Origin of the sequence: Mycobacterium asiaticum (genome assembly GCF_001673315.1) — a bacterium.
Classification (GTDB): Bacteria; Actinomycetota; Actinomycetes; order Mycobacteriales; family Mycobacteriaceae; genus Mycobacterium; species Mycobacterium asiaticum_B.
In genome coordinates, this window is sequence record NZ_LZLQ01000023.1 from 22,385 (window position 1) to 38,508 (window position 16,124).

Below are 16,124 nucleotides of genomic sequence, written 5' to 3' on the forward strand. Positions count from 1 at the left end.
TGGTGCTGACCGAGATACGGATTGAATCGCTGGGTGCCATCAGTGTGGCGACAGCCGAGTTCGATAGCGGGCTGACGGTGTTGACCGGCGAGACCGGTACCGGCAAGACCATGGTGGTCACCGGCCTGCACCTGCTGGGCGGCGCACGGGCTGACGCCACCCGCGTGCGGTCCGGCGCGGACCGCGCCGTCGTCGAAGGTCGTTTCACCACAAGCGATGTCGACGACGCGGTTACCGCCGAGCTCGACGAGATCCTGGACGCCTCAGGTGGGGAGCGCGACGAGGACGGCAGCGTGATCGCGTTGCGCACAGTCAATCGCGACGGGCCGTCGCGCGCCTATCTCGGCGGCCGCAGCGTACCGGCGAAGTCGTTGAGCGGTTTCACCACTCAGTTGCTCGCCCTACACGGCCAGAACGATCAACTGCGGTTGATGCGGCCCGACGAGCAGCGCGCTGCGCTGGACCGCTTCGCGGCCGCCGGGCCGGCGCTGGAACGCTACCGCAAGCTCCGCGACGCGTGGCTCACGGCACGGCGGGACCTCACCGACCGCCGCGACCGGACCCGGGAACTCGCCCAGGAGGCCGACCGGCTCAAGTTCGCGCTGACCGAGATCGACACCGTCGACCCGCAACCGGGCGAGGACGACGCGCTGGTCGCCGACATCGTCCGGCTCTCTGAACTGGACACCTTGCGAGAGGCGGCGGCGACGGCACGCGAGCTGTTGTCCAGCTCGTCGGACGACGCGTTCGGTGCGGCCGATGCGCTGGGACGGGTCCGGGGCACGCTGGAATCGGCTGGCGACGGCAGACTTCGGGCGCTGGCCGAGCAGATAAGCGGCGCGCTGACGGTGGTAATCGATGCGGTGGGTGAGCTGGGCGACTACCTCGATGGGCTGCCTGTCGACGCGAGCGCGCTGGACACCAAGTTGGCCCGGCAGGCCCAGCTACGCACGCTGACCCGCAAGTACGCCGCCGACATCGACGGGGTGCTGCAGTGGGCCGAGGAGTCCCGCAGCCGGCTGGCGCAACTCGACGTGTCGGAGGAGGGTTTGACCGCCCTACAGCGCCGAGTCGATGATCTCGGGCGCGAATTGGCCGGGGCAGCAATTGAACTCAGCAAAATCAGACAGAAGGCCGCCAAAAAGTTGGCTAAGGCGGTGACCGCGGAGCTGGCCGGTCTGGCGATGGCCGATGCGGAATTCACCATCGGCGTCGCCGTCGACCTCGCCGAACCGCACGAACCCGCAGCGCTTCTGCTGCCGGACGGCGGATCGGCTCGCGTGGGCGCTGACGGCATCGACGTCGTCGAGTTCGGCTTCGCTGCCCACCGCGGGATGTCAGTGCTGCCGTTGGCCAAGAGCGCCTCGGGTGGTGAACTGTCCCGGGTGATGCTGGCCCTGGAAGTGGTGCTCTCAGCATCGGCTACCGGCACCACGATGGTGTTCGACGAGGTCGACGCCGGGGTGGGCGGTTGGGCTGCGGTGCAGATCGGCCGGCGGTTGGCCCGGCTGGCCCGCACCCACCAAGTCATCGTGGTCACGCATCTCCCGCAGGTGGCGGCCTACGCGGACGTGCACTTGGTGGTGCACAGCCAAGGACCGAAGGGCGCCAGCGGTGTGCGCCGCCTGACCGACGACGACCGGGTGGCCGAACTGGCGCGCATGCTGGCCGGGTTGGGGGAGTCCGACAGCGGCCGCGCGCACGCCCGCGAGCTACTCGATACCGCGCAGAACGACCGGGCCTAACTCTCTTTCCCTATTTCTTTCACTCTATCTCTAGTGCGGCTCTTGTTGCCTTTTGCTATCTCTAGTGCGGCTCTTGTTGCGCGAGCGTGCACTGCCGTACGGCGACACGCCGTCGCGGGCGTACATCTGCGCACCTCCGCGCGGCGGGGGCGCCGGCGAGCTGGTGGGCTCGCGCTCAGGGCGCGAGCGTGCACTGCTGTACAGGGACGCGCTGCCGCCGGCGTACATCTGCGCACGTTCGCGCCGAGCGGTAACCGCCCAACGCGAGGCACCCACGTGGCCGCCCAAACCGCCGGAACCAAGCCGCGATACAAATGTGACGGTTGTGACGCTTTTAAACTTATGAGGCAGATGTTACGGCGCGCCTCCCCGCCCAAGGCATTCGCCGCCGACAGAATCGACCCCCATGAAGATGTCAGCGCTTCTAACTCGGAACACTGTCCGGCCCGGTCTGATCGGCACTGCTCGAGTGGACCGCAATATCGATCGACTGTTGCGCAGGGTGTGTCCCGGCGACATCGTGGTCCTCGACATCCTGGACCTCGATCGGATCACCGCCGACGCACTGGTGGAAGCTGACATAGCCGCCGTCGTCAATGCATCACCTTCCGTCTCGGGGCGTTACCCCAACCTCGGGCCGGAGGTGCTGGTCAACAACGGCGTCACCCTGATCGACGAGACCGGGCCCGAGATCTTCAAGAAGGTCAAGGACGGCTCCAAGATCCGCCTCTACGAGGGCGGCGTGTATTCGGGAGACCGCAGGCTGATCCGCGGCACCGAGCGCACCGACCACGACATCGCAGACCTGATGCGCGAGGCCAAGAGCGGTTTGGCCGCTCACCTGGAAGCCTTCGCCGGCAACACAATTGAGTTCATTCGCAGTGAAAGCCCACTGCTGATCGACGGCATCGGCATTCCCGACATCGACGTCGACATGCGCCGGCGCCACGTGGTGATCGTCTCCGAGGAGCCCAGCGCCGTAGAGGACCTGAAGTCACTCAAGCCGTTCATCAAGGAGTACCAGCCCGTGCTCGTCGGGGTTGGTCAAGGCGCCGACGTGTTACGTAAGGCGGGGTACCGTCCGCAACTGATTGTGGGCGATCCCGACCAGATCAGCACCGAAGTTCTCAAGTGCGGTGCCCAGGTGGTGCTTCCCGCCGACGCCGACGGTCACGCGGCCGGTCTGGAGCGGATCCAGGACCTCGGGGTGGGGGCGATGACGTTCCCCGCCGCGGGTTCGGCGACCGACCTGGCATTGCTGCTCGCGGATCACCACGGCGCCGCGCTGCTTGTCACCGCAGGCCACACCGCCAACATCGAGACGTTCTTCGATCGGACACGGTCGCAGAGCAACCCGTCTACCTTCCTCACCAGGCTGCGGGTGGGCGAGAAGCTGGTGGACGCCAAGGCGGTTGCGACCTTGTACCGCAACCACATTTCCGGCGGGGCCATCGCCCTGCTGGCGCTGGCCATGCTGATCGCAATCATCGTGGTGCTGTGGGTGTCTCGCACCGACGGCGTGGTTTTGCACTGGATCATCGACTACTGGAACCGCTTCACCCTCTGGGTTCAGCATCTAGTGTCGTAATTAAGGACGTGGGCTCATGATCTCGTTACGCCAACATGCGATCTCGCTGGCCGCGGTGTTTCTCGCGCTGGCCATCGGCGTCGTGCTCGGTTCCGGCTTCTTCTCCGACACCGTGCTGTCCAGCCTGCGTAACGAGAAGCGTGACCTGGCGGCGCAGGTCAACACCCTCAATGACCAGCGCAATGCACTCAACGAGAAGCTGAGTGCCGCAAATACTTTCGACGCTCAGGTGCGCGGCCGGATCGTGCACGACGCGTTGGCCGGCAAGACGGTGATCCTCTTCCGCACCCCTGACGCCAAAGATGACGACATCGCCGCGGTGTCGAAGATCGTCGCACAGGCGGGCGGTTCGGTCACCGGCACCGTGACGCTGACCCACGAATTCGTCGAAGCCAATTCCGGGGAGAAGCTGCGCTCGGTGGTCAACTCGTCGATCCTGCCAGCCGGCACACAACTGAGCACCAAGCTGGTCGACCAGGGTTCGCAGGCCGGCGACCTGCTCGGCATCACCCTGCTCGCCAACACCAACCCTCAGGCGCCGGCCGTCGACGACACTCAGCGCAGCACCGTGCTGGCCGCGCTGCGTGAGACCGGCTTCATCACCTACCAACCCACCGACCACATGGCCGCGGCCAACGCCGCCGTGGTGGTCACCGGTGGGGGACTGCCGGCCGACGCCGGCAACCAAGGGGTCACCGTCGCACGATTCACCGCAGCCCTGGCGCCGCACGGGTCGGGAGCGGTGCTCGCTGGTCGGGACGGGTCGGCCGGCGGCAGCGCCGCGGTGGCCGTGGCCCGAGCGGATGCCGGCATGGCGGCCGCGATCAGCACGGTGGATGACGTCGACACCGAACCCGGGCGGATCACTGCCATCCTTGCCCTGCACGACGCGATTGGCGGCGCGCACCCTGGTCACTACGGCACCGGGCACGGCGCGACGTCGGTGACGGCACCCCAGTAGGGCGTGTTTGCCGCGGCGGCGCGCGGCGGGTGTTAGGGTGGGTTTCCGTGGGTCGGCAGGCCCAGCTGGTCAAGGCTAGACACGTCACGCCCTGCCCGTCTTCACGGAGGTCGCCTTCTTTGCGTAAGCATCCGCAAACCACCACCAAGCACCTCTTCGTCAGCGGTGGTGTCGCATCTTCCCTGGGCAAGGGGCTCACCGCCAGCAGTCTCGGACAGTTGCTGACCGCCCGCGGGTTGCATGTCACGATGCAGAAACTCGACCCGTACCTCAACGTCGACCCCGGCACCATGAACCCGTTTCAACACGGCGAGGTCTTTGTCACCGAGGACGGCGCTGAGACCGACCTCGACGTGGGGCACTACGAGCGCTTCCTCGACCGCGACTTATCCGGCTCGGCGAATGTCACCACCGGACAGGTGTATTCGACGGTGATCGCCAAGGAGCGCCGCGGTGAATACCTCGGCGACACCGTCCAGGTCATCCCGCACATCACCGACGAGATCAAGCGGCGCATCCTGGCGATGGCCGAGCCCGACGCCAACGGCCACCGCCCCGACGTCGTTATCACCGAGATCGGCGGCACTGTCGGCGACATCGAGTCGCAGCCGTTCCTGGAGGCTGCCCGTCAGGTCCGGCACTACCTGGGCCGGGAGGATGTCTTCTTCCTGCACGTGTCGCTGGTGCCGTATCTTGCGCCATCGGGCGAACTCAAGACCAAACCGACGCAGCACTCGGTGGCCGCGCTGCGCAGCATCGGTATCAGTCCCGACGCGCTGATCCTGCGCTGCGACCGCGTTGTCCCCGAGGCGCTGAAGAACAAGATCGCCCTGATGTGTGACGTCGACGTAGACGGTGTCATCTCCACGCCAGACGCGCCGTCGATCTACGACATCCCCAAGGTGTTGCACCGCGAGGAGTTGGACGCGTTTGTGGTGCGCCGACTGAACCTGCCGTTCCGCGACGTCGACTGGACCGAATGGGACGACCTGCTGCGCAGGGTTCACGAACCCCATGACACCGTGCGAATCGCATTGGTAGGCAAATACGTTGAACTTTCCGACGCCTACCTTTCGGTGAGCGAGGCATTGCGCGCCGGGGGCTTCAAACATCGGGTAAAAGTCGAGATCCATTGGGTGGCGTCCGATGACTGCGAAACACCCTCCGGCGCGGCGCACGCGCTGGCCGACGTGCACGGCTTGCTGATCCCCGGTGGATTCGGCATCCGCGGTATCGAAGGCAAGATCGGTGCGATCCGGTACGCGCGGGCGCGTGGCCTGCCGGTGCTGGGCCTGTGCCTCGGCCTGCAGTGCATCGTGATCGAGGCGGCACGCTCGGTCGGGCTCACCGAAGCCAACTCGGCGGAGTTCGAGCCGGAAACGCCGGATCCGGTGATCTCGACGATGGCCGACCAGGAACACATCGTGGCCGGGGAGGCCGATCTCGGCGGCACCATGCGACTGGGTGCCTACCCCGCGGTGTTGGATGCGGATTCCATTGTGGCGCAGGCCTATCAAACGACTAACGTCTCCGAACGGCACCGGCATCGCTACGAGGTCAACAACGCCTACCGGGAGAAGATCGCCCAGAGCGGCCTGCGGTTCTGCGGGACCTCACCGGACGGACACCTGGTGGAGTTCGTCGAGTATCCGCCTGAGCAGCACCCGTTCATCGTCGGCACCCAGGCCCACCCGGAACTGAAAAGTCGGCCGACCCGGCCGCATCCGTTGTTCGCCGCATTCATCCGCGCGGCCATCGACTACCAAGAGGGCGAATTGCTTCCGGTGGAGATTCCCGAGCCTCACGAACAGCATGCGCCCAACGGCAACCAGCATCGGACCGGCATCGCGCAGTCGCTACCTGAACCCGCCACCCGTGGGTGAGCACGATTTCCAGACGGTCTCGTCTGAAACCCTCTACCAGGGTGCGATTTTCGCGCTGCGCCGCGACCAGGTAAGCATGCCGGGCGGCAACGTCGCCAAACGAGAAGTTCTCGAGCACTACGGTGCAGTGGCCATCGTGGCGTTGAACGACGACAACGAAGTCGCCATGGTTTACCAATATCGGCACACCTACGGCCGCAGGATCTGGGAGTTACCCGCCGGGTTGCTTGACGCCCCCGGCGAGGCGCCGCACCTCACAGCGGTGCGCGAACTCGAAGAGGAGGTCGGGTTGCGCGCCGACAGCTGGCAGGTGCTGCTGGACGTCAACACCGCCCCCGGCTACAGCGACGAATCGGTGCGCGTCTACCTGGCCACCGGACTCACCGATATCGGCCGGCCCGAAGCACACGACGAAGAAGCCGACATGACGATGCGCTGGTTCCCGCTTGCCGAGGCGGTCGACAGGGCCCTGAACGGAGAAATCGTCAATTCAATTGCCATCGCTGGGATTCTGGCTGCACACGCCGTCAGCACGGGCATTGCGGAGCCGCGACCACTCGACACTCCCTGGATCGATAAACCGGCGGCGTTCGCCGAGCGCAAGGCCGCCCAGTGACGGCAGCCCTGACGCTCGATGCGCAGCTGCAGGGCTATCTTGACCATCTGTCGATCGAGCGGGGCGTGGCGGCCAACACATTGAGCTCCTATCGCCGCGACCTGCGCCGCTACTCTAAACACCTGGCGGAGCGGGGGATTCACGATCTGGCCAAGGTCGGTGAAGACGATGTGAGCGAATTTCTGGTGGCGCTGCGGCGCGGCGATCCGGAATCCGGTGCGATGGCGCTTTCGGCGGTGTCAGCGGCGCGGGCCCTCATCGCGGTGCGCGGGCTGCATCGTTTCGCCGCTGCCGAAGGGCTGGCCGAATTGGACGTCGCGCGGGCGGTGCGACCCCCGACACCGGGCCGCCGACTGCCCAAGAGCTTGACCGTCGACCAGGTGCTGTCGCTGCTCGAAGCCGCCGGTGGCGAGGACGCGTCCGACGGTCCGCTGACGCTGCGCAACCGGGCGCTGCTGGAACTGCTGTACTCGACGGGGTCGCGGATCTCCGAAGCCGTCGGTTTGGATGTCGACGACATCGATACGCACGCTCGCTCGGTGCTGTTGCGCGGCAAGGGCGGTAAGCAACGGTTGGTGCCGGTGGGACGACCCGCAGTGGCAGCGCTGGACGCCTACCTGGTACGCGGCCGCCCGGATCTTGCGCGACGGGGACGCGGCACACCGGCCATCTTCCTCAATGCCCGCGGCGGGCGGTTATCCCGGCAGAGTGCCTGGCAGGTGCTTCAGGACGCCGCCGAGCGTGCCGGCATCACCTCTGGTGTCTCCCCGCACATGCTGCGACATTCGTTCGCGACACATCTGCTGGAGGGCGGTGCCGACGTCCGGGTGGTGCAGGAATTGCTGGGTCATGCCTCAGTGACCACGACGCAGATCTACACCTTGGTCACCGTGCATGCGCTGCGCGAGGTCTGGGCCGGCGCACACCCGCGGGCCACTTAACTATCGCGAGCCACCTAACCCAGGTATTCCGATTCCAGCACCAGGTCGCCCACCAGCGACTGGTACTCCAAATGCGTTTTGTGCTCGACGGTGTCGAACAACTTGCCCTGCTGGTCGCGCATGTACGCGCGATACTTCGGCGCTCCGGGCACCCGGACATTGTCGGCGACAACGATCGACCCGCGGTGTAGCCAGCCACGGTCCAGGATGCTGTTCAGGTCGGCCAGGTATGCGTCCTTGTCGTGATCGAGAAACAGGAAATCCAGTGCACCGGCACTGAATTCGTGATCAGACGCCAATGCATCCAGGGTGCGGCCACCGTCAGAGATGGTGCCGACCACACAGGTGACGCGGTCAGCCACGCCGGCGTGAGCCCAGATTCGGCGGGCATTGGCGGCGTTCGCGTCGGCGAGTTCGACGGAGTACACCTTGGCGTTCGGCGCGGCGCGAGCAATGCGTAGTGCGCCGTAGCCGACGTAGGTGCCCAGTTCCAACGCCACCGCCGGATCGGCTCGCCGCACCGCGGCGTCCAGGATTGCTCCTTTCTCGTCTCCCACGTTGATCAACATCGACTTCTCATAGGCGAACTTGTCGATGGTGGCCAGCACGTCGTCGACGTCCCCGGCCCGCGCGTACTTCAGGACGTAGTCGACGACCGCCGCTTCGCGCCCGTCACCGATCTGTCCGGTTCTGGTGATGTTGCGGGCACCGGTGGCCATTCGCCACACCGACCACCGCAGCAGGGGTATGCGCCGTCTGAGGTCCATGGGTCTCCACGATAGGCCGTGCGAGTGCCCAACTCCGGAGGTCCGGGTGGGCTATGAGTATCCGATGAGCACCGCTGAGCAACTCGTTTGAGGTTGCTTTCTGCCAGGTCGAGACGGCATGTTGGCAATAGGTGCGCCGGTAAGTCTGGTCGGCAACTCGGCTCGGAACGGGTCGAGTGTTTTCGACTGGAAGGGTGAATCCGTGTCAGGCAAACGGAACGGCGCGTCGGATGCCCCGCAAGCGCACGAAATCGACCTTCTGACCTATACCCGTCGATTGGGCGGAGGTTTTTGGGCGGATGTGCAGCGAAAGCTGCCTTTCTATGGCAGCGACTTCAAGGACGGGCTTTCTTCGAAAGTCGTAGCGTCGGTGAGTTTTCTCTTTTTCGCCTGTCTTGCGAATGCTATTGCCTTCGGCGGCCTCACCAGTGTCATGACCCACGGCGAGGTCGGCATCGTGGAAATGATTGTGGCAACCGCCGTCGGCGGAATCCTTTTCGCGCTATTGTCCGCCCAACCACTGACCATTTTGGGCGGCACCGGCCCCATCGTCATCTTCACCGGCTTGCTGTACACGATGTGCCAGCGTTTCAACATTCCCTTCTTGCCAATCTACGCGTGGGTAGGAGTCTGGTCGGGCATTCTCATTCTCGTCCTCGTGGTGACCAATGCCAGCGCGCTCATGAAGTTCTTCACCCGCTTCGTCGACGAGATCTTCGCCGTCCTCATCGCCATCATTTTTATCGTCGAAGCGGCGCGTTCCGTGGTGTCACCCTTCACCGCGTCTCCGCGCAACGACGCCACCGCCCTGATGACTTTGGTCCTCGCCTTGGGAACATTCTTGTTGGCGCGCAGCTTCAAGACGTTCCTGCAGACCAGGTATGTCCAGCGCAGGTTCCGCGAATTCGTGGCAGATTTCGGGCCCACCATCGCGATAGCGCTGATGACAATATTCGCTTTGTCGTTGCCGGAGGTGAAGGTGGCCGACGTCGCCATCCCCGAGCATTTCGGCACCACCACTGGCAGGCCCTGGCTCGTCGACATGTTCTCGGTGCCCGTCTGGCTGATTATCGCCTGCCTCGGGCCGGCTATCTTGGTCACCGTTCTGCTGTTTCTCGACCAGAACATCACGACTCGTCTGGTCAACAGCCCTTCGCATGCCCTCCGAAAAGGCGGCGGCTATCACGTGGACTTGGCTGTCGTCGGCGTCATCACCGCGGTGTGTTCGGTGTTTGGTTTGCCATGGATTGTTGCGGCCACCGTCCATTCCCTCAACCACGTCAAGAGTTTGGCGGACACCAAGCGGGACGACGATTCCGGCGCCGAGCACATCCTGACTGTCCGAGAAAATCGAGTCTCCCCGCTCGCCATTCATATTCTGATTGCGGTTTCGCTTTTCATGTTGCCGCTGATCAAGCAAATTCCGACCGAGGTACTTTTCGGTCTGTTCCTGTTCATGGGTTTCGCCACCCTCAACGGGACGGACTTCTATGAGCGGTTGAAACTGTGGTTGACGGACCGCAATCTGTATCCCGATACCCACTATGTTCGGCATGTTCCCTGGAAGGTCATCCACCTCTTCACCCTGGTCCAGGTGCTCTGTCTGGTGGTGTTGTGGATCCTCAAGAGCAGCCCGGCGGGGATTTTGTTCCCCTTGTTCATCGCGACGCTGGTGCCCTTGCGCCTGCTACTCAACAAGTGGTTCCAGCCAGAGCACCTGGCACTGCTCGACGCCGACGAGCAAGCCGGCGACGACAGCATGGGGGACTTCCGGCTCTGAGTTCGAGTCGCTGCGTCGCACCCCGGATCTGCCTGCGGCACCAACTCATGGATTGTCGTTCTCGTTGCTCATCCATGGGCTGCAATGCGGCCAGCGCAAAGCCAACGGCATCCAAGTCCGAGCAATGATCCCAACAAGGCCGCCATCCGCATCGGACGCAGATTTCCGCGCAGGTTGATTTGCCCGCGGGTCTCTCGGCCCAGGCGCGCCCAGCCGTTAGACTTTCCTGCGATGTCCACCCTGACGCCCGTGACGACCTGCTGCATACGGGCATGACCGACCACCCCGGCAGCGGCCAAGAGATCGGCCTGACCGGCCGGCCGCCGCGGCCGATTCCTGATCCTCAGCCGCTCAGCGCGCACGGACCGGCCAAGGTCGTCGCGATGTGCAATCAGAAGGGCGGCGTGGGTAAGACCACCTCGACGATCAACCTCGGGGCGGCGCTGGCCGAATACGGCAGACGGGTGCTGCTGGTGGACATGGACCCGCAGGGGGCGCTGTCGGCCGGGCTGGGTGTGCCGCACTACGAGCTGGAAAAGACGATCCACAACGTGCTGGTGGAGCCGCGGATTTCGGTCGACGACGTGCTACTGCACACCCGGGTCAAGAACCTGGACCTGGTGCCGAGCAACATCGACCTGTCCGCAGCCGAGATTCAACTGGTCAACGAGGTGGGCCGGGAGCAGACCCTGGGGCGCGCGCTGTACCCGGTGCTGGACCGCTACGACTACGTCCTTATCGACTGCCAACCGTCGCTGGGCCTGCTCACCGTCAATGGATTGGCCTGCGCCGAAGGCGTGGTTATCCCCACCGAGTGTGAGTTCTTTTCGTTGCGGGGGCTGGCGTTGCTCACCGATACCGTCGACAAGGTCCGCGACCGGCTCAACCCGAAGCTGGATATCAGCGGCATCCTGATCACCCGCTACGACCCGCGCACCGTGAACTCCCGCGAGGTGATGGCCCGCGTGGTGGAGCGGTTCGGTGACTTAGTGTTCGACACCGTGATCACCCGTACCGTGCGTTTCCCCGAGACCAGCGTCGCTGGGGAGCCCATCACCACGTGGGCCCCCAAGTCGGGCGGTGCGCTGGCCTATCGGGCGCTGGCCCGCGAGTTCATCGACCGTTTCGGCGTGTGAACGGCGACGTTTCAGGTCAAGCGGCAGCCGAGCACGGGTCCTCGGATGGCTTTCAAGTCCGGCTGACCAATTTCGAGGGGCCGTTCGATCTGCTGCTGCAGCTCATCTTCGCGCACCGGCTCGACGTCACCGAGGTGGCGTTGCACCAGGTCACCGACGATTTCATCGCGTATACCAAGGCGATCGGCACCCAGCTCGACCTAGAGGAGACCACCGCGTTCCTGGTGATCGCGGCGACCCTGCTCGACCTGAAGGCCGCGCGGCTGCTCCCGACCGGGCAGGTCGACGACGAAGAAGACCTGGCGTTGTTGGAGGTCCGCGACCTGCTGTTCGCCCGGCTGCTGCAGTACCGCGCGTTCAAGCACGTCGCGGAGATGTTCGCCGAGTTGGAGGCGACCGCGCTGCGCAGCTATCCCCGCTCGGTGTCGCTGGAGGAGCGCTTCGAAGGTTTGCTACCCGAGGTGATGCTCGGTGTGGACGCGGCGCGGTTCGCCGAGATCGCCGCGATCGCGTTCACGCCGCGGCCGGTCCCCACGGTGGCCACCGGACATCTGCACATCGAGTCGGTCTCGGTTCCCGAGCAGGCCAGACACATCCTGAGCATGCTGGAAACCCTCGGCAGCGGCCAGTGGGCCTCGTTCTCCCAGCTTGTCGCGGACTGTACGGTGCCGGTCGAGATCGTCGGTCGCTTCCTTGCGCTGCTCGAACTGTATCGGTCGCGGGCGGTAGCATTCGACCAGTCCGAGCCCCTTGGCGTGCTCCAAATTTCCTGGACCGGTGAACGGCCGACCGCGGAATCATTATTAGAAGTGGGAGAGCAGTGATGCCCGGCGGCGACGATGCAGAGCGCAGCGAGGCTGAGGAGCGCCGCAGCCTACTCAGCGGCGACGATGCAGAGCGAAGCGATGAGGAGGAGCGCCGCAGCCTACTCAGCGGCGACGATGCAGAGCGCAGCGATGAGGTGGGGGTACCGCCCGCTTGCGGGGGAGAGCGCCGCAGCCTACTCAGCGGCGACGATGCAGAGCGCAGCGATGAGGTGGGGGTACCGCCCGCTGGCGGGGGAGAGCGCCGCGGTACGTCCGATCCGACGCTGGAGGCGGGCATCCCCGACATCGCAGAGCCCGCGGAAATGGACCCCGACGAACTCGGCCGGGTGCTCGAAGCGCTCCTGCTGGTGGTGGACACCCCGGCGACGGCCGAAGCGCTGGCCTCAGCTACCGGGCAGCCCGTCTACCGCGTCGACGCCAAGCTACGTCTGATGGCCGAGGAGCTCACCCAACGCGACAGCGGCATCGACCTGCGTCACAACAGTGAGGGATGGCGGCTCTACACCCGCGCCCGATTCGCGCCGTTCGTCGAGAAATTGCTGCTGGACGGTGCGCGCAGCAAGCTGACCCGCGCCGCGCTGGAGACGCTGGCCGTGGTCGCCTACCGCCAGCCGGTGACCCGCGCACGGGTGAGCGCGGTGCGCGGCGTCAACGTGGACGCGGTGATGCGTACCCTCCTGGCCCGGGGCTTGATCACCGAGGTCGGTAACGACGAAGACAGCGGCGCAACCACATTCGCTACCACCGAACTGTTCCTCGAACGGCTCGGGTTGAACTCATTAACCGATCTGCCTGACATCGCGCCGCTGCTTCCCGATGTCGACACGATCGACGACCTCAGCGAATCTCTGGACAGCGAGCCACGTTTCATCAAGCTCGCCGGCGGCCAGTCCTCTGATCCGTCACTGACGTTCGATGTGGACCACGACTAATGGTGGAATTTGCCGAGCCGCAGGGGATCCGCCTGCAGAAGGTGTTGTCACAGGCGGGAATTGCGTCCCGTCGGGCCGCGGAGAAGATGATCATCGACGGCCGGGTCGAGATCGACGGGCGCGTGGTCACCGAGTTAGGCACCCGGGTCGACCCGGACTCGTCGGTGATCCGCGTCGACGGCGCCCGGGTGATTCTCGACGAATCGCTGGTCTATCTGGCGCTGAACAAGCCGCGCGGCATGCACTCGACCATGTCCGACGACCGCGGCAGACCCTGCATCGGTGACTTGATCGAGCGAAAAGTCCGGGGCAACAAGAAGTTATTTCACGTCGGCCGGCTGGACGCCGATACCGAGGGGCTGATCCTGCTGACCAACGACGGCGAATTGGCGCACCGGTTGATGCATCCGTCCCATGAGGTGCCCAAGACCTACCTGGCGACGGTGTCGGGTGCGGTGCCGCGCGGACTGGGCAAGCAGCTGCGGGCGGGCGTCGAGTTGGACGACGGGCCGGTACGGCTCGACGATTTCGCGGTCGTGGACTCGATCCCGGGGAAGTCGCTGGTGCGGGTGACGTTGCACGAAGGGCGTAATCGGATCGTGCGCCGATTGTTGGCTGCGGTGGGTTTTCCCGTGGAAGCGTTGGTGCGCACCGATATTGGTGCGGTCACTCTGGGCAAGCAGCGTCCTGGTTCGGTGCGAGCGCTACGTCGGGACGAAGTAGGTCAACTGTATAAGGCGGTGGGTCTGTGAACGCGCTCGTGGTGGCCATCGACGGTCCGGCGGGCACCGGAAAGTCCTCTGTTTCCAGGGGTTTGGCGCGCGGTTTGGGCGCGCGGTTCCTGGATACCGGTGCGATGTACCGGATCGTGACGTTGGCCGTGCTGCGTGCCGGGATCGACCCGTCGGACAGCGACGCCGTCGGCGCGGCCGCGGCAGACGTGCAGTTGTCGGTGGATTACGAAACCGATGACAGCAGCTTTTTCCTTGCCGGAGAAGATGTTTCAAGCCAGATCCGTGGTGACGACGTCACCCGCGCGGTGTCGGCGGTCTCGGCGGTCCCGTCGGTGCGCACCCGGCTGGTCGAGTTGCAACGCCAAATGGCCGAGGGCCAGGAAAGTATCGTGGTGGAGGGGCGTGACATCGGCACGGTTGTCTTCCCGGATGCGCCGGTGAAAATCTTCCTCACCGCCTCCGCCGAGACCCGCGCGCAACGCCGCAATGCCCAGAACGTTCGTGCGGGCCTGACCGACGATTACCAGGCCGTGCTGGCTGACGTGCGTCGACGCGACCATCTGGACTCCACCCGGGCGGTGTCTCCGTTGCGCGCCGCCAAGGACGCGATCGTCGTCGACACCAGCGACATGACCGAAACCGAAGTGATCGCACACCTGTTGGAGTTGGTCACGCAGCGAAGTGAGGCGATACGGTGACGCAGGACGGCACCTGGACTGACGAAAGCGATTGGGAATTCACCGATTCCGAGCTGGACGAGCTGGCCGAGGCGGGGCCGGCACCCGTCGTGGCGATCGTGGGCCGACCCAACGTCGGTAAGTCCACTTTGGTCAACCGCATTATCGGTCGACGTGAGGCGGTGGTACAGGACGTCCCCGGCGTAACCCGCGACCGGGTGTCCTACGACGCGCTGTGGACCGGTCGGCGGTTCGTGGTGCAGGACACCGGGGGATGGGAGCCCGACGCCAAGGGTTTGCAGCAGCTGGTGGCAGAGCAGGCTTCGGTGGCAATGCGCACCGCCGACGCGGTGATCTTGGTGGTCGACGCCACCGTCGGTGCCACCGCTCCCGATGAGGCCGCCGCGCGGATTCTGCTTCGTTCGGGCAAGCCGGTCTTTCTGGCCGCCAACAAGGTTGACAGCGAGAGGAGCGAAGCCGACGCGGCCGCGTTGTGGTCGTTGGGGCTGGGGGAGCCGCACGCTGTTAGCGCGATGCACGGACGAGGTGTGGCCGATCTGCTCGACGCGGTGCTCGAGGCGCTACCCGAGGTGGGGGAGTTGGCGTCGGCTGCTGGTGGTCCGCGCCGGGTCGCATTGGTCGGCAAACCCAACGTCGGCAAGAGTTCTCTGCTGAACAAGCTGGCCGGCGATGAGCGGTCGGTAGTACATGACGTCGCGGGCACGACGGTGGACCCGGTGGATTCGCTCATCGAATTGGGCGGCAAAGTCTGGAAGTTCGTCGACACAGCGGGGTTGCGCCGCAAGGTGGGCCAAGCCAGTGGTCACGAGTTTTACGCCTCGGTGCGCACCCACGGTGCCATCGATGCCGCCGAAGTGGTGGTCGTGCTGATCGATGGTTCCCAGCAGCTGACCGAGCAGGACCTGCGGGTGCTGTCGATGGTGATCGAGGCAGGCCGGGCCCTGGTGCTGGCCTACAACAAGTGGGACCTGGTCGACGAGGACCGCCGTGAGTTGCTGGAGCGCGAGATCGACCGGGAACTGGTGCAGGTGCGGTGGGCTCAGCGGGTCAACATCTCCGCCAAGACAGGACGGGCGGTCCAGAAGCTGGTGCCGGCGATGGAGAACGCGCTGGCCTCCTGGGACACCCGGATCGCGACGGGTCCCCTGAACTCCTGGATCAAAGAGGTGGTGGCTGCGACACCGCCGCCGGTTCGTGGCGGTAAGCAACCGCGCATCTTGTTCGCGACTCAGGCCACCGCCCGGCCGCCGACGTTCGTGTTGTTCACCAGCGGTTTTCTGGAGGCCGGATATAGACGGTTTCTGGAGCGGCGGCTACGCGAGACGTTCGGATTCGAGGGCAGTCCGATCCGGATCAACGTGCGGGTGCGGGAGAAGCGCGGCCCCAAACGCCGCTGAGGTGCTGGTGCGTTCGACGCCCTTGCGTGTGCGTTCAGGGCTTCGAGTGTGCGTTACGGGTTTCGGGTGTGCGTTCAGGGTTTCGCGTGTGCGTTGCGGGTTTCGGGTGTGCGTTGCGG

General features: G+C 65.2%; 14 protein-coding genes and 1 pseudogene. 14 read left to right on the top strand and 1 reads right to left on the bottom strand.

The genetic code is table 11. The features are described from left to right. Window positions 1-2: 2 nt before the first annotated feature. The 6 genes from recN (at window position 3) to xerD (ending at window position 7,734) form a co-directional block, all read left to right on the top strand. The gene (gene recN, locus A5636_RS03425) at window positions 3-1,745 is read left to right on the top strand and encodes a DNA repair protein RecN (RefSeq protein ID WP_065157296.1); all 1,743 of its coding nucleotides are present in this window, start codon (window positions 3-5) and stop codon (window positions 1,743-1,745) included. A 406-nt stretch (window positions 1,746-2,151) separates the two neighbouring features. Then, complete coding sequence (steA, locus tag A5636_RS03430) at window positions 2,152-3,333, top strand: putative cytokinetic ring protein SteA (RefSeq protein WP_065157297.1); 1,182 nt, start codon at window positions 2,152-2,154, stop codon at window positions 3,331-3,333. 16 nt (window positions 3,334-3,349) lie between these two features. Further along, window positions 3,350-4,294, top strand: a complete 945-nt coding sequence (locus tag A5636_RS03435; RefSeq protein ID WP_065157298.1) for a copper transporter — start codon at window positions 3,350-3,352, stop codon at window positions 4,292-4,294. A gap of 119 nt (window positions 4,295-4,413) precedes the next feature. Then, window positions 4,414-6,177, top strand: a complete 1,764-nt coding sequence (locus A5636_RS03440; protein WP_065157299.1) for a CTP synthase — start codon at window positions 4,414-4,416, stop codon at window positions 6,175-6,177. Continuing rightward, window positions 6,170-6,793 carry an NUDIX domain-containing protein gene (locus A5636_RS03445; protein ID WP_065157300.1) on the top strand — a complete coding sequence of 208 codons (624 nt, stop codon included), beginning with the start codon at window positions 6,170-6,172 and terminating at the stop codon, window positions 6,791-6,793. The genes A5636_RS03440 and A5636_RS03445 overlap by 8 nt, the downstream gene beginning before the upstream one ends. A gap of 8 nt (window positions 6,794-6,801) precedes the next feature. Then, window positions 6,802-7,734, top strand: a complete 933-nt coding sequence (gene xerD / locus A5636_RS03450) for a site-specific tyrosine recombinase XerD (protein ID WP_172827148.1) — start codon at window positions 6,802-6,804, stop codon at window positions 7,732-7,734. A 14-nt stretch (window positions 7,735-7,748) separates the two neighbouring features. On the opposite strand, the gene A5636_RS03455 is transcribed toward xerD, so the two are convergent. Further along, window positions 7,749-8,501 carry an O-methyltransferase gene (locus A5636_RS03455; RefSeq protein WP_065157302.1) on the bottom strand — a complete coding sequence of 251 codons (753 nt, stop codon included), beginning with the start codon at window positions 8,499-8,501 and terminating at the stop codon, window positions 7,749-7,751. Between the two features lie 202 nt (window positions 8,502-8,703). On the opposite strand from A5636_RS03455, the gene A5636_RS03460 reads away from it, so the two are divergent. From A5636_RS03460 to der, 8 genes and pseudogenes are all read left to right on the top strand, one after another. Continuing rightward, window positions 8,704-10,281, top strand: a complete 1,578-nt coding sequence (locus A5636_RS03460) for a sodium bicarbonate transporter family protein (protein WP_065157342.1) — start codon at window positions 8,704-8,706, stop codon at window positions 10,279-10,281. Between the two features lie 272 nt (window positions 10,282-10,553). Beyond that, a complete protein-coding gene (locus A5636_RS03465) occupies window positions 10,554-11,417 on the top strand; it encodes a ParA family protein (protein ID WP_065157303.1) in 864 nt (287 codons plus the stop codon). Then, window positions 11,414-12,241, top strand: coding sequence for a segregation/condensation protein A (locus tag A5636_RS03470; protein WP_065157304.1), 828 nt, complete (start codon window positions 11,414-11,416; stop codon window positions 12,239-12,241). Before A5636_RS03465 ends, A5636_RS03470 begins: the two co-directional genes overlap by 4 nt. Window positions 12,242-12,378: 137 nt before the next feature. Next, window positions 12,379-12,496 (top strand): annotated as a pseudogene (locus A5636_RS27795) (hypothetical protein); the annotation flags it as partial. A gap of 11 nt (window positions 12,497-12,507) precedes the next feature. Continuing rightward, the gene (gene scpB / locus A5636_RS03475) at window positions 12,508-13,176 is read left to right on the top strand and encodes an SMC-Scp complex subunit ScpB (RefSeq protein WP_065157343.1); all 669 of its coding nucleotides are present in this window, start codon (window positions 12,508-12,510) and stop codon (window positions 13,174-13,176) included. Further along, window positions 13,176-13,928 carry a pseudouridine synthase gene (locus A5636_RS03480; RefSeq protein WP_065157305.1) on the top strand — a complete coding sequence of 251 codons (753 nt, stop codon included), beginning with the start codon at window positions 13,176-13,178 and terminating at the stop codon, window positions 13,926-13,928. Before scpB ends, A5636_RS03480 begins: the two co-directional genes overlap by 1 nt. Continuing rightward, the gene (gene cmk / locus A5636_RS03485) at window positions 13,925-14,608 is read left to right on the top strand and encodes a (d)CMP kinase (protein WP_065157306.1); all 684 of its coding nucleotides are present in this window, start codon (window positions 13,925-13,927) and stop codon (window positions 14,606-14,608) included. Before A5636_RS03480 ends, cmk begins: the two co-directional genes overlap by 4 nt. Next, on the top strand, window positions 14,605-16,005 hold the full coding sequence (gene der / locus A5636_RS03490; protein ID WP_065157307.1) for a ribosome biogenesis GTPase Der: 1,401 nt from the start codon (window positions 14,605-14,607) through the stop codon (window positions 16,003-16,005). The genes cmk and der overlap by 4 nt, the downstream gene beginning before the upstream one ends. Window positions 16,006-16,124 lie beyond the last annotated feature (119 nt).